Raw genomic sequence first — 15,013 nt, 5'->3', positions numbered from 1 at the left:
TTAACCCCGCTCCAAAATGAAGTCAGCCGGCCGCTTATCAAAATCCGGCCGTACTCGCAACTTATGCGCCGTCCCATACACGTCATAAGCGGTAAAATTGAAAGTCTCCTTTCTCACGTAAGTATCGGAAGAAAAAGACTCGCCCACGCCACGAACGATGGACAGTTCACCGTCTCTGTCATTAACCTTTACATAGTAAACTTCGTCGATTCGTTCACCCTTTTCGGGTGGAAGCACCAGGAAGACTTCCTTATCTTTCACCGCCGCCAGTTTACAACTCACATACCAGCGATAGTCATTGTCAATAAACCCGCCATAGGCCTCAAACACACTCCTGGTCAGCCTGTGATGATGACCATCGTCAGCTGCCGACCAGTCCACCAGCCTGAGTTGACGACCTCCTGGATACAAACCCAGATAGCAATGAAAAATTTCGTGGCTCCATCGGCCTTCGCTTCGCACCCGTTCCAACTTGAAATCTTCAATGGCGTACGTGACAGGCGCCTCAGCGACCAGCATGACACTGCTGTCGTGTTTGTCGCCCACCGTTGTGTTATTGGTCCGAATTATTCTGTCGTTCAAAATAACCGCCGCACCTATGTGCACCGTATCCACCACCGATGAAGAGACCCAATACTCAAGCACCGTAATGTCAGGTTCGACACTTTCCAGCGGTGCTGGGGCTGCATCTGAACCCGACATCGCGTACCAAAACTGATTAGGTCGATCGCTGACTTGCCAATTTCCCTGCAACACCTCGCCCGTACGGTAATTGATGAGCCGAACGGTGTGGTAAATCGAGGGAGTCAAGGGCACCGACTTTCCGTCTTTGTCTTTACCCCTGAGCGTAACCAATATTCGGACCTGCATATTTCCATTGGCGTACAGACTCTTTGATTGCGTCGATGACGGCGCATCAAAACTTACATTGAAACGTGTGAAACCTGTTACTTCGGCTACAGAACTCATGCGACTCACTCTACTATTGATTACAGTCACAGCCTCGAACATTGCCTCCAATGTTGCGCGACCTGCCTGACTCAACAAATAACAAGAATCAGAAGCCCATCCCATTCAAAAAAACATTCAAAATATGTATAACGCAAAACAATTTAATTCTCGACATACCACTCACGCATAATTGCCCAACCGAAAACGACTCAATCATCATCTCCAGCGCTCTCCACTCCGCTGTCCTCCGCTTCGGACTCTGTGTCTTCAGCCTGTTCAGCGCCAAACTCATCATCCACTTGAATCAGTAATTTTCTGTCGGCACCGGCATTTTCCATATAGTCGGCAACCTGCTGCTTACTCAAATCACTCAAAGGATTATTTCGAAAGTTGTAGTTTGCATCGCGCGTATCAGAAACTTCGAACAACTCGTCAGGCAGCATTGTTATTTCATTGAACGTCAGGTCGACGAAAGCCAGGCTCTCAAGTGAGAACATTCCGTAAGGGACCGTGGTCAACCCCGTATTCTTCAAGTAGAGACTGTCCAATTGCTTCATGTAGCCAACATGGGGCGCCCATTCCAGTGGGTTGTTTTCCAGATCCAGAAGCGTCAAGCCTTCGATGTGCGCCAAACCTTCGACAGTGGCTTCGGTGAGCCGGATATCACAATCATCGAGCGTCAACGAAACAAGCTCGCGCATCTGATAAAGCTCGACGGGAAAAGCCTCAAGGGCCAAGCCAGACAATGTCAGGTACCGAACTCCCGGGAAGCTGGCGAAAAATGCATGGCCTCCCGTTCGGGAGGAACTGCTCAGCGACAACTCTCGAACATGACTGAAATCGGCCGACAATTCGGGCAGTACACCCAGAAAGTCCAATTCAAACTCAAGCGTCGTGATGTAACGGGTCGCCGTGTCCAGCAATGCCTGCATGAAACCCTGTCTGTGCTGACGTTGAATGGCAATTTCAGCATCTGTCAGTAGCGCTCCGGTGCCAGGATGAATGGACGGCACATCAGCACTCCACACCTCCAGCTCATTGACCAGCGTAATGTGTTCGTTTTCCAGCCTGGCAACAGCCAGCAGTGGGTCCCCGGTCAATCGCTCACTACGCAAGGCCGCCATCTGCTCTTCAGAAAGCGTTGGATACAGGGCTCGAAGCCGTTGTTCGATGGATTGCGTCTGCGCGGGATCGAGATCCCCGCCACCCAACAAGTAACCAGAACGCCCCACGGCAAGCCCCATGGGCGATCGGACGGCAGGCCCCAGCGCTGGCTGCTTGAACAATGCGCGCACCAGAGCACGATCCAGCAGTGGTTGTCGTCTGAGCATTTGTTTCAGTTCGGCCCACTGCCCCACATGGGGCAACCCCAACGAAAGACGTTGCGTGTCGGGAAGCGCGTGCATCACCGCGCCATACAGCGTGTCGAACCCATGCAATTGCTCACCGACATTATCGTGTGCCTGGTAGCGCCCGCCCTGCCTGACCAGCACTTTACGCAGCGGAGCTTCAGGGCGACCGATGCTGTCCAGCAACGCCCCATCAAAACGTTTATCACGCATCTCGATGCGGACATCGGCGGACCACCCGTTCAATGTTTCGAGCATGTGCAGCGCCAGCCGGTCGCTGTCCAAGCTGCTGACAGAATCCAGGTAAAGTCCTTCGCAAGCCCGGCTGAGTCGCACCTCTCGCAAATAGAAAAGCGCTTCGTGCGCCATTCGTTGAGTTATTCCAGGATGATTGCGCATGTGCAGGCGATCAGTTGCACTGGCATTACGCGACAGCTCTTGAGCGATCGTTTTCGGCAGATCGGGGAAGATCCGCCGTAGTTGCTGCGTGTCTGCGTCAGCGCGCTGTTCGAAGGCGTCTTCGCGCGCCTGGAACAAGGCGCCACGATGCTCCTCGGCCCAATCGGCCATCCTCGAACGCAACCGCGCTTTTCGAACGTCGATCGCCGGTAATGAATCACCAAACGCCGTACTTTCACCCAGCAGTTTTTTCAGCGTCGCCTCGTCCAGTGACTCAACGATGCCTTGAATTCCATTGGCGTTGCGCAGGCTCTCAGGTACACGGACACCTTGCGCTTGCAGCAGTAGTGACTGCATCTGGGGATCAGCTTTGGTGTACACCGCCGGATCCGGGCTTTGCAGTTGCGCACGGAATACTTTGATTTGCTCATCAAGCCCGAAGCGCCGAATGCTTTCTTCAAGCAAGGCCGGTGGGCGCCGGGCGTGTACGTGCATGTCACGCAGCACGGCTTCATCGACGCCGCTGACGTCCAGGATGCGCCGGGCGGTGACGTCAGAGAAGTCAGCGACTGAATGACCCAAACGACGAAACAACTGTGCGCCTTGCCATTCCATCGGACGCTCGACTTCATGCGCCCAGGCCCCGGCGCCGTTGTGAGTCAGTCGTGGCCGGTAGGCGTTCGCCCGCTGCGGGTGACGGACGCGCCAGGCACTTTCGCCCGGCTCGGTGCGAACCTCGTACAGGCTGCCCTCAAGCGGCAGGAACATCGCTGCGCCGTGGTGATGCAAACCCAGTTCGTCCGGCATCGAATCGGCAGGCAACGAGGCAGCGAACTCATAAGGCGTCAGATCAGGGTTCCACAAGCGCGTGCGTCCATCTTCCAGCACGACGGGCTTGAGACTGTCGACAAAGGTCGAAGGCTTGATAGCCAGCACTTTCCCGGCCACCGCGCCGCCCACCGCGAATGCGCCCAGTTGCGCGAGATTTTCAGCGATGGCCATCAAGTGATCAGCCGCCTCGACCACCTGACCTTCGGTCCAATCCAGAATGCCGGTACAGGTCTCGTCCAACAATTGGTAGGCGGTGTACGCCAACATCAATTCGCCCAGAAACGGCACAAAGGGGACCGCCACCAGGGCCGCGACCTGCAATACGATCGAGGCGACCTTTTCCAGGCTGTCCCAGGTTTCCCAGCGAGAGTTGCGGTCGGTGTCTGCGCAAGGCACGGCAATGGCGCGGGCATCATTGAGAATCTTGTTGAGCTTATCCTGGTACAACTCTGTCCATGGATCACCCTGTACCCGGCGCGAACTCCACTTCATTACGGTAGAAGGATCATTGAGCGCGGCAAAAAAATAGCCTCGCCGTTCATGAGCGACGAACCGGGCAAAAAAACGCTGGTAGTGCGCAGAACGCAACCGCTGTGCCAAATCTGCCCTGAAAGCAGCCGTCGACGGGTACTCTTTGAGCGGATGCTGCGGATCGTCGGGGATGTACACGAGCACCGGTTCCACTCTGGTAGCACGGTCCAGATCACCGGCCAGCAGCATGATCCCGGTCAGCTTCGCCTCCATGACCTGCAATTGGTAGCACTGCAAAACCCGGGCACCCAGGGCAGGCCTGGCGCCGCCATCGAGCAGATGCAACAAGGACGCGTGAGAGTGCAGGCCGATATCCCCTTTCATGCGGGCCAGGAGTATCGCAGCCCTGAACGCATCTTTCTGGCTGGTCTTTACATTGAGTTCCAGCACTGCCCTGGCCAGAGCATCCTTGGGCAATAACAACGTTTCCAGTTGCTGGGTGTACTGGCCGCCGATGTCCAGTTCACGACACATCGAAACAAAAGCGCTGACACTCATGCGTTGATTAATGGCGAGCACATCAAATTGCCCGGACATGCTGGGCTCGCTGATAAAACAGGAAGCTGAATCAAAGTAGCGGATGCCTGCTTCCTTTGCCTCAAAGTTGCGCAACGCTGCATCCAGCAAGGAAACGGTCCTGACTTGATAGCCCACTAAAATGCCGGTCGGCAGATAGAGCCTCAAGTAGGTGCGGGTGACATCCACTTCAATGGCGAAGCGTTCTTTCAGTGCCTGTCGAAGCAGGGGTTCAGCAAACTGACGGACATTTGCCAGCGACTCGAACAGCCGATCAACCTTGTTTTGCGATACCCAACTGGCCTTGATGGCTAGCGCCAGCGCCGCGTGAGAAGCCGCCGAGGCGGTCTTGTACCATTGAGGAATCGCCACCGGGGTGCGCTTCAACGCCAGGCGCCTGTCTGGCGAAGCGCGAGTCAGCCAGTCGGGAATTCTTTCTTCAATGAATTGTTGGTGAGGGTTGTAAGGGCGTTGCTGTGCGGAAGTTTCAAACATACGGGTAGCCTATAAGCCGACGTAAAACCGTAGCTTATTGAACTGCCCACTCACAAAAGGCTACATAGTTACCGCACTCACCCTTTTACAGCGTGCTCACGTTTCACTGAAACTTACTGTTCGTCGTTATAAACGAACTTGGGCATTTCCCAGTGAAAACGTATCGCCAGCAAGCGCAGCAAAAAGCCGCCAAACAACGTGATCAGAATCGCCTGCTCTCCCGGCAAGTTCAGGTAAAGACAGAACATGTAGCACCACGCCGCCGCGAAAGAGACGCTGGCGTACAGTTCGCGACGGAAGATCAGCGGGATGTCGTTGCAGAAAATGTCCCGCAGGATGCCGCCGAAAACCCCGGTGATCACGCCACTGACCGAGGCCACCAGCATGCCGTGGCCCATTTCCAGGGCGGTCATGCAGCCGATCAGGGTGAACGCCACCAGCCCCACGGCATCGAGCACCAGAAACAGCGAGCGCAGGTGGCGCATCCAGCGGGCGGCAAACACGGTGAACATCGCCGCGATGGACGTCAGCACCAGGTATTCCGGGTGCTTGACCCAGGTCAGCGGGTAGTGGCCGAGCAGCACGTCACGTACCGAACCGCCACCCAGCGCCGTGACGCAGGCGATCAGGACCACGCCAAACCAATCCATGCCACGACGCCCCGCGGACAATGCACCAGTCATGGCTTCGGCGGTGATGGCGATCAGGTAGAGCATCAGCAACATGGTGGCGGTCCTTGCAAAAAGGCGCGCAGTCTACGCACTTCGCCGAGGCATCAAAAGAGGGCGCACGAAAGCAATGCGGTGAGGGAGCTTGCTTCCGCTGGAGTGCGAAGCGCTCCCTTGCCTTCTTCCGGTCAGAGCGCATTTGCCGTCCTTACGACTGCTACGCAGCCGAGCGGGCGCAAGCTCCCTCGCCACAAAAAACCCGCGCCAGCCAACGGATCAAAACTTGATGAAATGCTTGCGATAGTGCTGCAGCTCGGCGATCGATTCGCGGATGTCGTCCAGCGCCAGGTGGGTGCTGCCCTTCTTGAAGCTGTCGCGAACGTCCGGCGCCCAGCGTGCGGCCAACTCTTTAAGCGTGGACACGTCGAGGTTGCGGTAATGGAAATAGCTTTCCAGGGATTTCATGTGCGTATAAAGGAAGCGACGGTCCTGGCAGATGCTGTTGCCACAGATCGGCGACTTGCCCTTCGGTACCCACTTCTCCAGGAACGCAATGGTCTCGGCTTCGGCTTCGGCCATGCTGATGCGGCTGTCGCGCACGCGTTGGGTCAGGCCGGAATTGCCGTGGGTGCGGGTATTCCATTCGTCCATGCGGGCGAGGACTTCGTCGCTGTGGTGGATAGCGATCACCGGGCCTTCGGCCAAGGTGTTCAGATCACTGTCAGTAACGATGGTGGCCATTTCGATGATGACGTCGTTTTCCGGATCCAGACCGGTCATTTCCAGGTCGATCCAGATCAGGTTCTGCGAATTTTGCATGTGTCGGCTCCTAGGCAATGCTGCGCAGTTTAGCCTAGGCCGGTGGCCGGGCGTGCTAAACTCGCGGCCGTTTTACCTAATCGCTGCATTCTTTATACGGAACACCCATGGCCAAACGCCAACTCAATCGTCGTCAAAACTGGCGCATCGAAAAGATTCAGGGCGAGCGCGCTGCCCGCGCCGCCAAACGCGAGTCCTCGGCTGTCGAGGCACTTGAGGGTGGCGACCTGGGTCCGGAACAGCACGGCCTGGTGATCGCGCACTTCGGTGTGCAGGTCGAGGTCGAGGCCTGCGAAGGTGCATTGGCCGGCCAAGTGTTCCGCTGCCACCTGCGGGCCAACCTGCCTGCCCTGGTGACCGGTGACCAGGTTGTCTGGCGCGCTGGCAACCAGGGCATCGGCGTGATCGTGGCGCAACTGCCGCGCAACACCGAACTGTGCCGCCCGGACAGCCGTGGCCAGCTCAAGCCGGTAGCCGCCAACGTCGACATGATCGTCATCGTTTTTGCACCGCTTCCCGAGCCCCACGCCAACCTGATCGACCGTTATCTTGTCGCTGCCGAACATGCGGGCATCAAGCCGCTGTTACTGCTGAACAAGTTCGACCTGATCGACGAAAATAACGCGCCGGCGCTGAACGCCCTGCTCGCGGTTTACCGCACGCTGGGTTACCCGGTGCTGGAAGTCTCGGCGCACCACGGCAACGGCATGGAACAGTTGCAGAAACAGCTGGACGGTCGCATCAGCGTGTTCGTCGGCCAGTCCGGTGTCGGCAAGTCGTCGCTGGTCAACAGCCTGTTGCCGGAAGTCGAGACCCGCGTCGGTCCGTTGTCCGAGCTGTCCGGCCAGGGCACTCACACCACCACCACCGCGCGGTTGTTCCACTTCCCTGGCGGCGGCGAGTTGATCGACTCACCGGGCATCCGCGAGTTCGGCCTGGGACACGTCAGCCGTGCCGATGTCGAGGCCGGCTTCATCGAGTTCAACGATTTGCTCGGCACCTGTCGCTTCCGCGACTGCAAGCACGACCGTGAACCCGGTTGTGCATTGCTCAAGGCTCTCGAAGACGGCCGCGTGCAACAGCAACGAATGAACAGCTACCGCTCGATCATCGCCAGTTTGCCGGAAAACGGCTACTAAACAGGCACCTGCCCCGCCCTGATCCAACGGGGCGGCGGGCTGCCGGCTCTACTGTTTAAATCACCCACCAACTTAAACGTCAGACATTTCTGTAAGGCGTCTGCACGCACCCCTGTAGGGCATTTCTCTTTCGCGATCGGCACCTTGTGGCGGCCAGCCAATGACCTAAGTTCAAACCCTCTTCGCACTCCTGCGACATCGAGGGACAGCCATTGCAAACCTATCATTTGTTCATCAGCCCTCCGTGGGTCTACCTGTACGCCCCTGCCCACCGCGTCGCCATTTGCCAGCGCACGGCGGTGTAACCATGCGCAAAGGACTGTTCATTGGCATCAACGATTACACCCATGTCTCGCGCCTGAGCGGTTGTTGCAACGACGCCATCGCCATGGCGTCTGTGCTGAAGACCGACGCCAATGGCGACCCGAACTTCAAGAACATCGTGTTGACCTGTGCCGAGGATTACCTGAGTCGAAAGAAACTCGAGGATCAGATCCGCGAGTTGTTTTCCGGGGACTGCAACGTCGCACTGCTGTACTTCGCCGGTCACGGCACTTTCGACACCGATACCGACGAAGGCATGCTGATCCCGCAGGATTACAGGAACGCCAATGACGGGATTCGCCTCAGCGATGTTCTTAATTGGGCAACCAAAGCCACCCGGATCAAAAACAAGGTGATCATTCTCGACTGCTGCCAGAGCGGCTCGGCAGGCGAACTGCGCGCCTTGCGCAGTGAAGGCAGCGTAGTGGGCGAAGGCATGACCATTCTTACTGCGTGCAAAAAGGAAGAGCCGGCGATGGAAGGCGCCCAACACGGCGTATTCACCGGGCTATTGCTCCAGGCTCTGCACGGCGGCGCCGCCAACATCCTCGGCAAGATCACTCCCGGCAGCCTCTATTCGTTTGTCGACAACGCCCTTGATGCCTGGGAACAGCGGCCGGCGTTCAAGACCAACGTGTCGCAGTTCATTTCCCTGCGCGAGGTTTCACCGCTGATCGCCAAGGAAATCCTGCGCAAACTGCCCGAGTGGTTTGCCGAAGCGGAATCGGTCTACCCCCTCGCCCCCAGCTTCGAGCCCAGCGAACCCGAGTTCAATCCGGAACACGGCGAGGTCTTCTCTCAACTGCAAAAGTGCAATCGTCACAGCCTGATCGAACCGGTTGATGCCGAACATATGTATTACGCCGCCATTCACTCCACCGGCTGCCGCCTCACCGCCCTCGGTGCCTATTACCGCGAACTCGCAATCAAGGGACATTTCTGATGCCAGTGTTTATCAGCTACCGCCACATGGATCGCGCCTACGCGGTCAACATCAATACCCGCCTGATGCAGGCCAACATCAAGACCTATCTCGATGTGCTGGACGCCGAATCCCAGACCACCGACGACATCACCGGTGTGATCACGCGCAACATCAGTGAATGCACGCACCTGCTGGCGGTGGTGTCGGAAAAAACCGCACTGTCCTGATGGGTACCGTTCGAAATCGGCGAGGCGACCATCACCAACCGACGCATCTGCTCATTCAAGACCGGCCCAACGGAACTGCCGCTGTACCTCGATAAATGGCCGAAACTGACCAGCGACAGAGACATCGAGTTCTTCATTGATGCCTATCGAAACGAATCGACCATCAAGCGATCGATGTCACTGGAGTCGGTTAACGGCAGCGAGGCGGTGCGCAGCGTCAACAAAACCAACGCCGATCGATTTCACACGGATCTCAAATCCAGGATCATTCGCGGTTTCTGAAGGATCAGGTCGGCTGTCAGTCCGACATCGCTGGCAAGCCAGCTCCCACAGGAATCGTGCCCACACGGAGAATGCAGCGGCCTGATAAACGCCGAAAAAAAACCGACATCACTGTCGGTTTTTTTGGGATCACTGCTTCGCTGGCTCAGCCGGCTTCGGCGCCGGATCATCAAACAGATTCAAACGCTCGCGCAGCTCGTGGGCCGGCAGCGGTTCCTTGTCTGCCGGCAGCGCATTCGGGTCGACCGGTGCAGCCGGGGTGGCGCCTGGCGCTGCAGAACCTTGCGGTGCATCAGGAGCAGGTTCCGCGCCTTGCGAACCTTCAATGGCGCGCTGGGCTTTCTTGGTCAGCACCACAATGTCGATGCGACGGTTGACCGGGTTGAACGGATGTTCACGGTCGAACAAGGCAGACGAGGCATAACCCACCACCCGCGCCACCTGCCCGTCCGGATAACTGCCCGCCACCAGCGCACGGCGGGCGGCGTTGGCACGGTTGGCCGACAGTTCCCAGTTACCGAAATCGCCCTGGCCGCTATACGGTTTGGCATCGGTGTGGCCACTGATGCTGATCTTGTTCGGCACCGCTTTGATGGTGTCGGCCATGGCCAGCAGGATGTCTTCGAAATACGGTTTCAGACGCGCAGAACCCGAGTCGAACATCGGCCGATTTTCGGCATCGACGATCTGGATACGCAAGCCGTCCGGGGTGATCTCGAACATGATCTGGTCTTTGAATTTCTGCAGCTGCGGGTTCTCTTCAACCTTGTTTTGCAGTTCTTGCAGCAACAACTCGAGACGTTCCTTCTCGACCATTTCGGCCATGCCTTCGACCTGTTCGGCGTCGACGGTCACCTTGTCCGGTTGCGGCTGGGACTTCACCTCGGGGTTGAGGGTGTTTTCCGGCGCCAGGGTCGGCGTACCGCCAAGGTCGATGATGTACGGCGTGCCGCTTTCGGAAAAGCCGATCGGGTCCTTGAAGTAACCGGCGATGGCGATCTTCTGTTCCGGCGTTGCCGTCGACAGCAGCCACAGCACCAGGAAGAACGCCATCATCGCCGTGGCGAAGTCGGCGAAAGCGATCTTCCACGCCCCGCCGTGATGCCCGCCGGCGATGCGCTTGACGCGCTTGATGATTATCGGCTGGTTATTTTCCATGGCTTAACGACCGCGAACCGCTTGTTCCAGCTCGGCGAAGCTAGGGCGGTGCGCCGGGTACAGAACCTTGCGCCCGAACTCGACGGCCAGCGATGGCGGCATGCCGGAAGCCGAAGCCACCAGGGAAGCCTTGATGGCTTCGTAGACGTTCAGCTCTTCCTTGGCATCGTGAGCCAGGGAATGGGCCAACGGGCCGAAGAAACCGTAGGCAGCGAGAATACCGAAGAAGGTACCGACCAGCGCCGCACCCACGTGCAGGCCGATGGACTTCTGATCGCCCTCACCCAGGGACGCCATGGTCACCACGATCCCCAATACCGCCGCGACGATACCGAAACCGGGCATGGCGTCGGCGATGCCGTTCACCGCATGGGACGGGTGCTCAAGGTCTTCCTTGAGGCTGTAGAGTTCCATGTCGAACAGGCCTTCCAGCTCATGGGGAGCCATGTTCCCGGAAGACATGATGCGCAGGTAATCGCAGATGAACGCGGTCATGCGCTCGTCTTTCAGGACCGTCGGGTACTTGGCGAAGATCGGGCTCGCGGCCGCATCTTCGATATCGCCTTCAATGGCCATCATGCCTTCACGACGGCTCTTGTTGAGGATCTCGTAAATCAGGCCAAGCACTTCAAGATAAAAACCGTGGCTGAAACGCGAACCGAACATGCTCAGGGACTTCTTGAGCACATGCATGGTCATGTAGCCGGGGTTGGCCTGCAAGAATGCGCCGAGGGCCGCACCACCGATGATCATCACCTCGAAAGGCTGGATCAGGGCGGCAATTTTGCCGTGGGAGAGCACGTATCCGCCGAGCACGCTCGCGAATACGACGATGATGCCGATTATTTTAGCCATAGGTAGGAGAGCACTTACTGAGTCGGGTTCAAGGTCATATTCGGAAGTTAAAAAATCTCTTCTTCTACTTATCGGCAAAACTGCGCCAGACTATAGCCAGTTCAGGCGAAAAGCCAATTTGACCCATTCCGGGCGCAGGTAACGCAGACGATGATCGCCTCCAGACATGGTTAACGAAACGAACGTCCCGACTCCCAAACCAACCACGCTCCAAGGCTGGGTCAAGCTTCTGGATGGCGTCCGCCTGCCGGTTCCGCAGGCCAGTCACGACCGCGTCTGCCGGGCGATCCGCGACAGTCGCAGCTCGCTGCGCGACATCGCCGATTTGATGCAGGACAGTCCGGCTTTGGCCTTGAGCGTGATTCGCGAAGCCAACCGCCACACCCACGGCAGCATGACCGAGCCGGCAGAAAACCTTGAGGTAGCGATCAACCGCCTCGGTTTGAAACGCACCGAAGAATTGCTGGAACGCTTGCCTGCCGCGCCCATGGGCGAGATTCCCAAGGCACTGCGTCAGCTACAAATGATCAGCCAGCACGCGACGCAACAAGCCAACGGTTTTTTTGCCAGCCGCCTCGCACGCCTGTGGCAGGACATTCATTGGGGCAGCCTGCTGTTTCTGTCACCGCTGTGGCCCCTGGCATTGACGCATCCGCAGTTGCTCGAAGAATGGGAGCTGCGGGTCATCCATAAAGGCGAGTCGGCGTGTAAAGTCGAAAAGCAGTTGTTTGGCGCGCGCCTGCTGGAAATCGGCCTGGCCCTGGTGGAGGCCTGGCACCTGCCGATCTGGGTGCAGCAAGGCTATAAACTGTTGCTCACCGAACAGCGGGAACTGGTCAAAGTCCTGCGCATTGCCCGCGACAGCGAGCATCCTTTGCGCCAGCAAAATCGCCTGGATGACGATCCGACGCTGCGCCGCTGGCTCAACCAGCCCGCCAACACGGTGCTGCTGGCCAACGGGCTGGCGCTGTCGGCGCAACAGGCCTGGGACAGTCCGCACAGCGAGCGCTGGCAGTACCTGACCAGCCTTTACCTGCAAATGCCCATGGACGAGGTGCAACAACAATTGCACCAGCAGGCCGCCAACAGCGCCCGCCATCACGCCATGCCCGACCTTTGGCACCCTGCCGTTGCATTGCTCTGGCCATGGGGCACGAATCGATTGCATGCCGGTCTGTTGCCAGCCCCGGCGCCGACCGCCGAAGACCTGGCAAAGTGGCGTCGTCAATGTGCCGAATTGCTGATCGAGCCGAGCCGCTTCACCAACGCCATGCACTTGACCACCTCGGCCCGCGACGCCCTGGTCGCGTGCGGCATGCGCCGGGTAATGATCCTGATGGCTGATCGAGCCCATGCCAACCTGCGAGTGCACCAGAGCGCCGGTTTACCGAAAGAAGTGGCCGGCATGAATTTCGCGGTCAGCCAGAGCACAGTGCTGCAACGGCTGCTCGCGCAACAGGCGCAGGTGCGTTTGACGCCAGCCAACAACGCACAGTTTTCCGCCCTGCTGCCCAACAGCCTGCGCTCACAATTCAGCGGTGAGCATCTGTTGCTGCGCTCACTGGTCAATAACGGCCGCGTGATCATGATTGTCGTGGCGGATCAGGGTGGCGGCGCCTTTTCGGAAATAACCGTACAAGCCTTCGGCAAAACCGCGCAGTGCATCGAGAAAGCCCTGCACAGCTTTAGCCACCGCGGCCAGTAAGGCTGCGTTACAATCTTCCCTTTTTGTGCCCTGGAGACCTCACATGTCTGACTTCTCTGGCTTGCCGCTGGTGATCGAGCCGAGCGACTTGCTCCCTCGCCTCGATGCCCGCGAACTGATCCTGGTGGACCTGACCAGCAGCGCCCGCTACACCGCAGGGCATATTCCCGGTGCTCGTTTTGTCGACCCCAAGCGCACGCAACTCGGTCAGGCGCCTGCGCCGGGACTGATGCCGCCGCAGGCTGCACTCGAGACGTTGTTTGGTGAGCTGGGACACAACCCCGACGCAGTCTACGTAGTGTACGACGACGAAGGCGGCGGTTGGGCCGGGCGCTTTATCTGGCTGCTGGATGTCATCGGCCACCGCAAGTACCACTATATAGACGGCGGCCTGACAGCCTGGCTGGCAGAAGGCTTGCCGATGTCGATCCAGATCCCGCCAGCCGTGGGTGGTCCGGTTTCACTGACCTTGCATGACGAACCCACCGCTACCCGCGAGTACCTGCAAAGCCGTCTCGGCGCCGCCGACCTGGCGATCTGGGATGCCCGCGGACCGCTGGAATACTCCGGCGAGAAAGTGCTCGCGGCGAAGGCCGGTCATATTCCCGGCGCGATCAATTTCGAATGGACGGCGGGCATGGATCAGGCGCGCCAACTGCGCATTCGCACCGACATGCCGCAGATCCTTGAAAAACTCGGCATCACGCCGGACAAGGAAATCATTACCCACTGCCAGACCCACCACCGGTCCGGCTTCACTTATCTGGTGGCCAAGTCCCTCGGTTATCCGCGGGTCAAAGGCTACGCCGGTTCCTGGGGCGAGTGGGGCAATCACCCTGACACGCCTGTCGAGCTTTAAGGTTTTTAAGGACACCCAATGAAAGAACGTTTGTTTATCCTCAGCCAGTACCTGCTGCCCCACCACTTGCTTTCGCGACTGGCGGGCTGCGTCGCCGAATGCCGGGTGCGCTGGTTCAAGAATGCCTTTACCGCCTGGTTTGCCAAGCGCTATCAGGTGGACATGTCCCAGGCATTGGTCGAAGACCTGACGGCCTATGAGCACTTCAACGACTTCTTCACCCGCGCCTTGAAAGACGACGCACGTCCGCTGGACGAAACACCGGGCGCGATCCTCAGCCCGGCCGACGGTGCGATCAGCCAACTCGGCCCGATCGAACACGGTCGCGTGTTCCAGGCCAAGGGCCACAGTTTCAGCGTGCTGGAACTGCTGGGGGGTGATGCTGCCAATGCTGCGCCGTTCATGGGCGGTGATTTCGCGACCATTTATCTGTCGCCGAAGGACTACCACCGTGTGCACATGCCGCTGGCCGGCACCCTGCGCGAAATGGTCTACATCCCGGGCCGGCTGTTCTCGGTGAACCAGTCCACCGCTGAAAACGTACCGGAACTGTTCGCCCGCAACGAGCGAGTCGCGTGCATTTTCGACACCGAGCGCGGGCCGATGGCCGTGGTATTGGTGGGGGCGATGATCGTCGCGTCGATCGAAACCGTGTGGGCCGGCCTGGTCACACCGCCCAAGCGCGAACTGAAAACCTTCCGTTACGACGAAGCCGCCCGTGCGCCGATTCATCTGGAAAAAGGTGCGGAACTGGGCCGCTTCAAGCTGGGTTCGACCGCTGTCGTACTGTTCGGGCCGGATCAGGTGAAGTGGACTGAAGACATGGTCGCCGGCGCCCCGGTACAGATGGGCCAGGGCATGGGCCTGCCGAAGGCTTAAAGACCACGCTGTACCTTGTGGGAGCGGGCTTGCCCGCGATTGCGGACTGACCGTCAACCGTGATGTTGATGGTTGGTCAGTCATCGCTGGCAAGCCAGCTC

The 15,013-nt window shown here is 58.4% G+C and carries 11 protein-coding genes and 1 pseudogene; 6 read left to right on the top strand and 6 right to left on the bottom strand.

Going from position 1 to position 15,013, the window contains the following annotated elements; genetic code table 11:
* The 4 genes from D8U73_RS06075 to orn all read right to left on the bottom strand — a co-directional run bounded on the left by D8U73_RS06075 (nucleotide 1) and on the right by orn (nucleotide 6,559).
* Nucleotides 1-969 carry a hypothetical protein gene (locus tag D8U73_RS06075; protein ID WP_130903965.1) on the bottom strand — a complete coding sequence of 323 codons (969 nt, stop codon included), beginning with the start codon at nucleotides 967-969 and terminating at the stop codon, nucleotides 1-3.
* Between the two features lie 191 nt (nucleotides 970-1,160).
* Nucleotides 1,161-4,964, bottom strand: a complete 3,804-nt coding sequence (locus D8U73_RS06070) for a DUF6543 domain-containing protein (protein ID WP_241668496.1) — start codon at nucleotides 4,962-4,964, stop codon at nucleotides 1,161-1,163.
* Between the two features lie 221 nt (nucleotides 4,965-5,185).
* Nucleotides 5,186-5,797 carry a trimeric intracellular cation channel family protein gene (locus D8U73_RS06065; protein ID WP_056852365.1) on the bottom strand — a complete coding sequence of 204 codons (612 nt, stop codon included), beginning with the start codon at nucleotides 5,795-5,797 and terminating at the stop codon, nucleotides 5,186-5,188.
* Between the two features lie 219 nt (nucleotides 5,798-6,016).
* A complete protein-coding gene (orn, locus tag D8U73_RS06060) occupies nucleotides 6,017-6,559 on the bottom strand; it encodes an oligoribonuclease (protein WP_056852364.1) in 543 nt (180 codons plus the stop codon).
* A gap of 107 nt (nucleotides 6,560-6,666) precedes the next feature.
* On the opposite strand from orn, the gene rsgA reads away from it, so the two are divergent.
* The 3 genes and pseudogenes from rsgA (at nucleotide 6,667) to D8U73_RS06045 (ending at nucleotide 9,456) form a co-directional block, all read left to right on the top strand.
* On the top strand, nucleotides 6,667-7,698 hold the full coding sequence (gene rsgA / locus D8U73_RS06055; protein WP_056852363.1) for a small ribosomal subunit biogenesis GTPase RsgA: 1,032 nt from the start codon (nucleotides 6,667-6,669) through the stop codon (nucleotides 7,696-7,698).
* A gap of 307 nt (nucleotides 7,699-8,005) precedes the next feature.
* Nucleotides 8,006-8,965, top strand: a complete 960-nt coding sequence (locus D8U73_RS06050) for a caspase family protein (protein ID WP_130903963.1) — start codon at nucleotides 8,006-8,008, stop codon at nucleotides 8,963-8,965.
* Nucleotides 8,965-9,456 (top strand): annotated as a pseudogene (locus tag D8U73_RS06045) (toll/interleukin-1 receptor domain-containing protein). Before D8U73_RS06050 ends, D8U73_RS06045 begins: the two are co-directional and overlap by 1 nt.
* A 129-nt stretch (nucleotides 9,457-9,585) precedes the next feature.
* On the opposite strand, the gene motB reads toward D8U73_RS06045, so the two are convergent.
* Nucleotides 9,586-10,614: a flagellar motor protein MotB gene (motB, locus tag D8U73_RS06040; RefSeq protein ID WP_056852359.1), complete on the bottom strand. Its 1,029-nt coding sequence runs from the start codon at nucleotides 10,612-10,614 to the stop codon at nucleotides 9,586-9,588.
* A 3-nt stretch (nucleotides 10,615-10,617) separates the two neighbouring features.
* On the bottom strand, nucleotides 10,618-11,469 hold the full coding sequence (gene motA, locus D8U73_RS06035) for a flagellar motor stator protein MotA (protein ID WP_056852358.1): 852 nt from the start codon (nucleotides 11,467-11,469) through the stop codon (nucleotides 10,618-10,620).
* Between the two features lie 166 nt (nucleotides 11,470-11,635).
* Here motA and D8U73_RS06030 point away from each other — a divergent pair, with 166 nt between their 5' ends.
* Genes D8U73_RS06030 through asd form a run of 3 tightly spaced genes read left to right on the top strand, consistent with a single transcriptional unit; the run spans nucleotide 11,636 to nucleotide 14,912 of the window.
* On the top strand, nucleotides 11,636-13,174 hold the full coding sequence (locus D8U73_RS06030; protein WP_130903962.1) for an HDOD domain-containing protein: 1,539 nt from the start codon (nucleotides 11,636-11,638) through the stop codon (nucleotides 13,172-13,174).
* Between the two features lie 43 nt (nucleotides 13,175-13,217).
* Complete coding sequence (locus D8U73_RS06025; protein WP_056852356.1) at nucleotides 13,218-14,033, top strand: rhodanese-like domain-containing protein; 816 nt, start codon at nucleotides 13,218-13,220, stop codon at nucleotides 14,031-14,033.
* Between the two features lie 18 nt (nucleotides 14,034-14,051).
* Nucleotides 14,052-14,912, top strand: a complete 861-nt coding sequence (gene asd / locus D8U73_RS06020) for an archaetidylserine decarboxylase (protein ID WP_130903961.1) — start codon at nucleotides 14,052-14,054, stop codon at nucleotides 14,910-14,912.
* The last annotated feature ends 101 nt before the right edge of the window (nucleotides 14,913-15,013 follow it).

This window comes from Pseudomonas sp. Sample_22 (assembly GCF_004307635.1).
Lineage (GTDB): Bacteria > Pseudomonadota > Gammaproteobacteria > Pseudomonadales > Pseudomonadaceae > Aquipseudomonas.
This window is presented reverse-complemented; position numbering and strand designations above follow the sequence as displayed.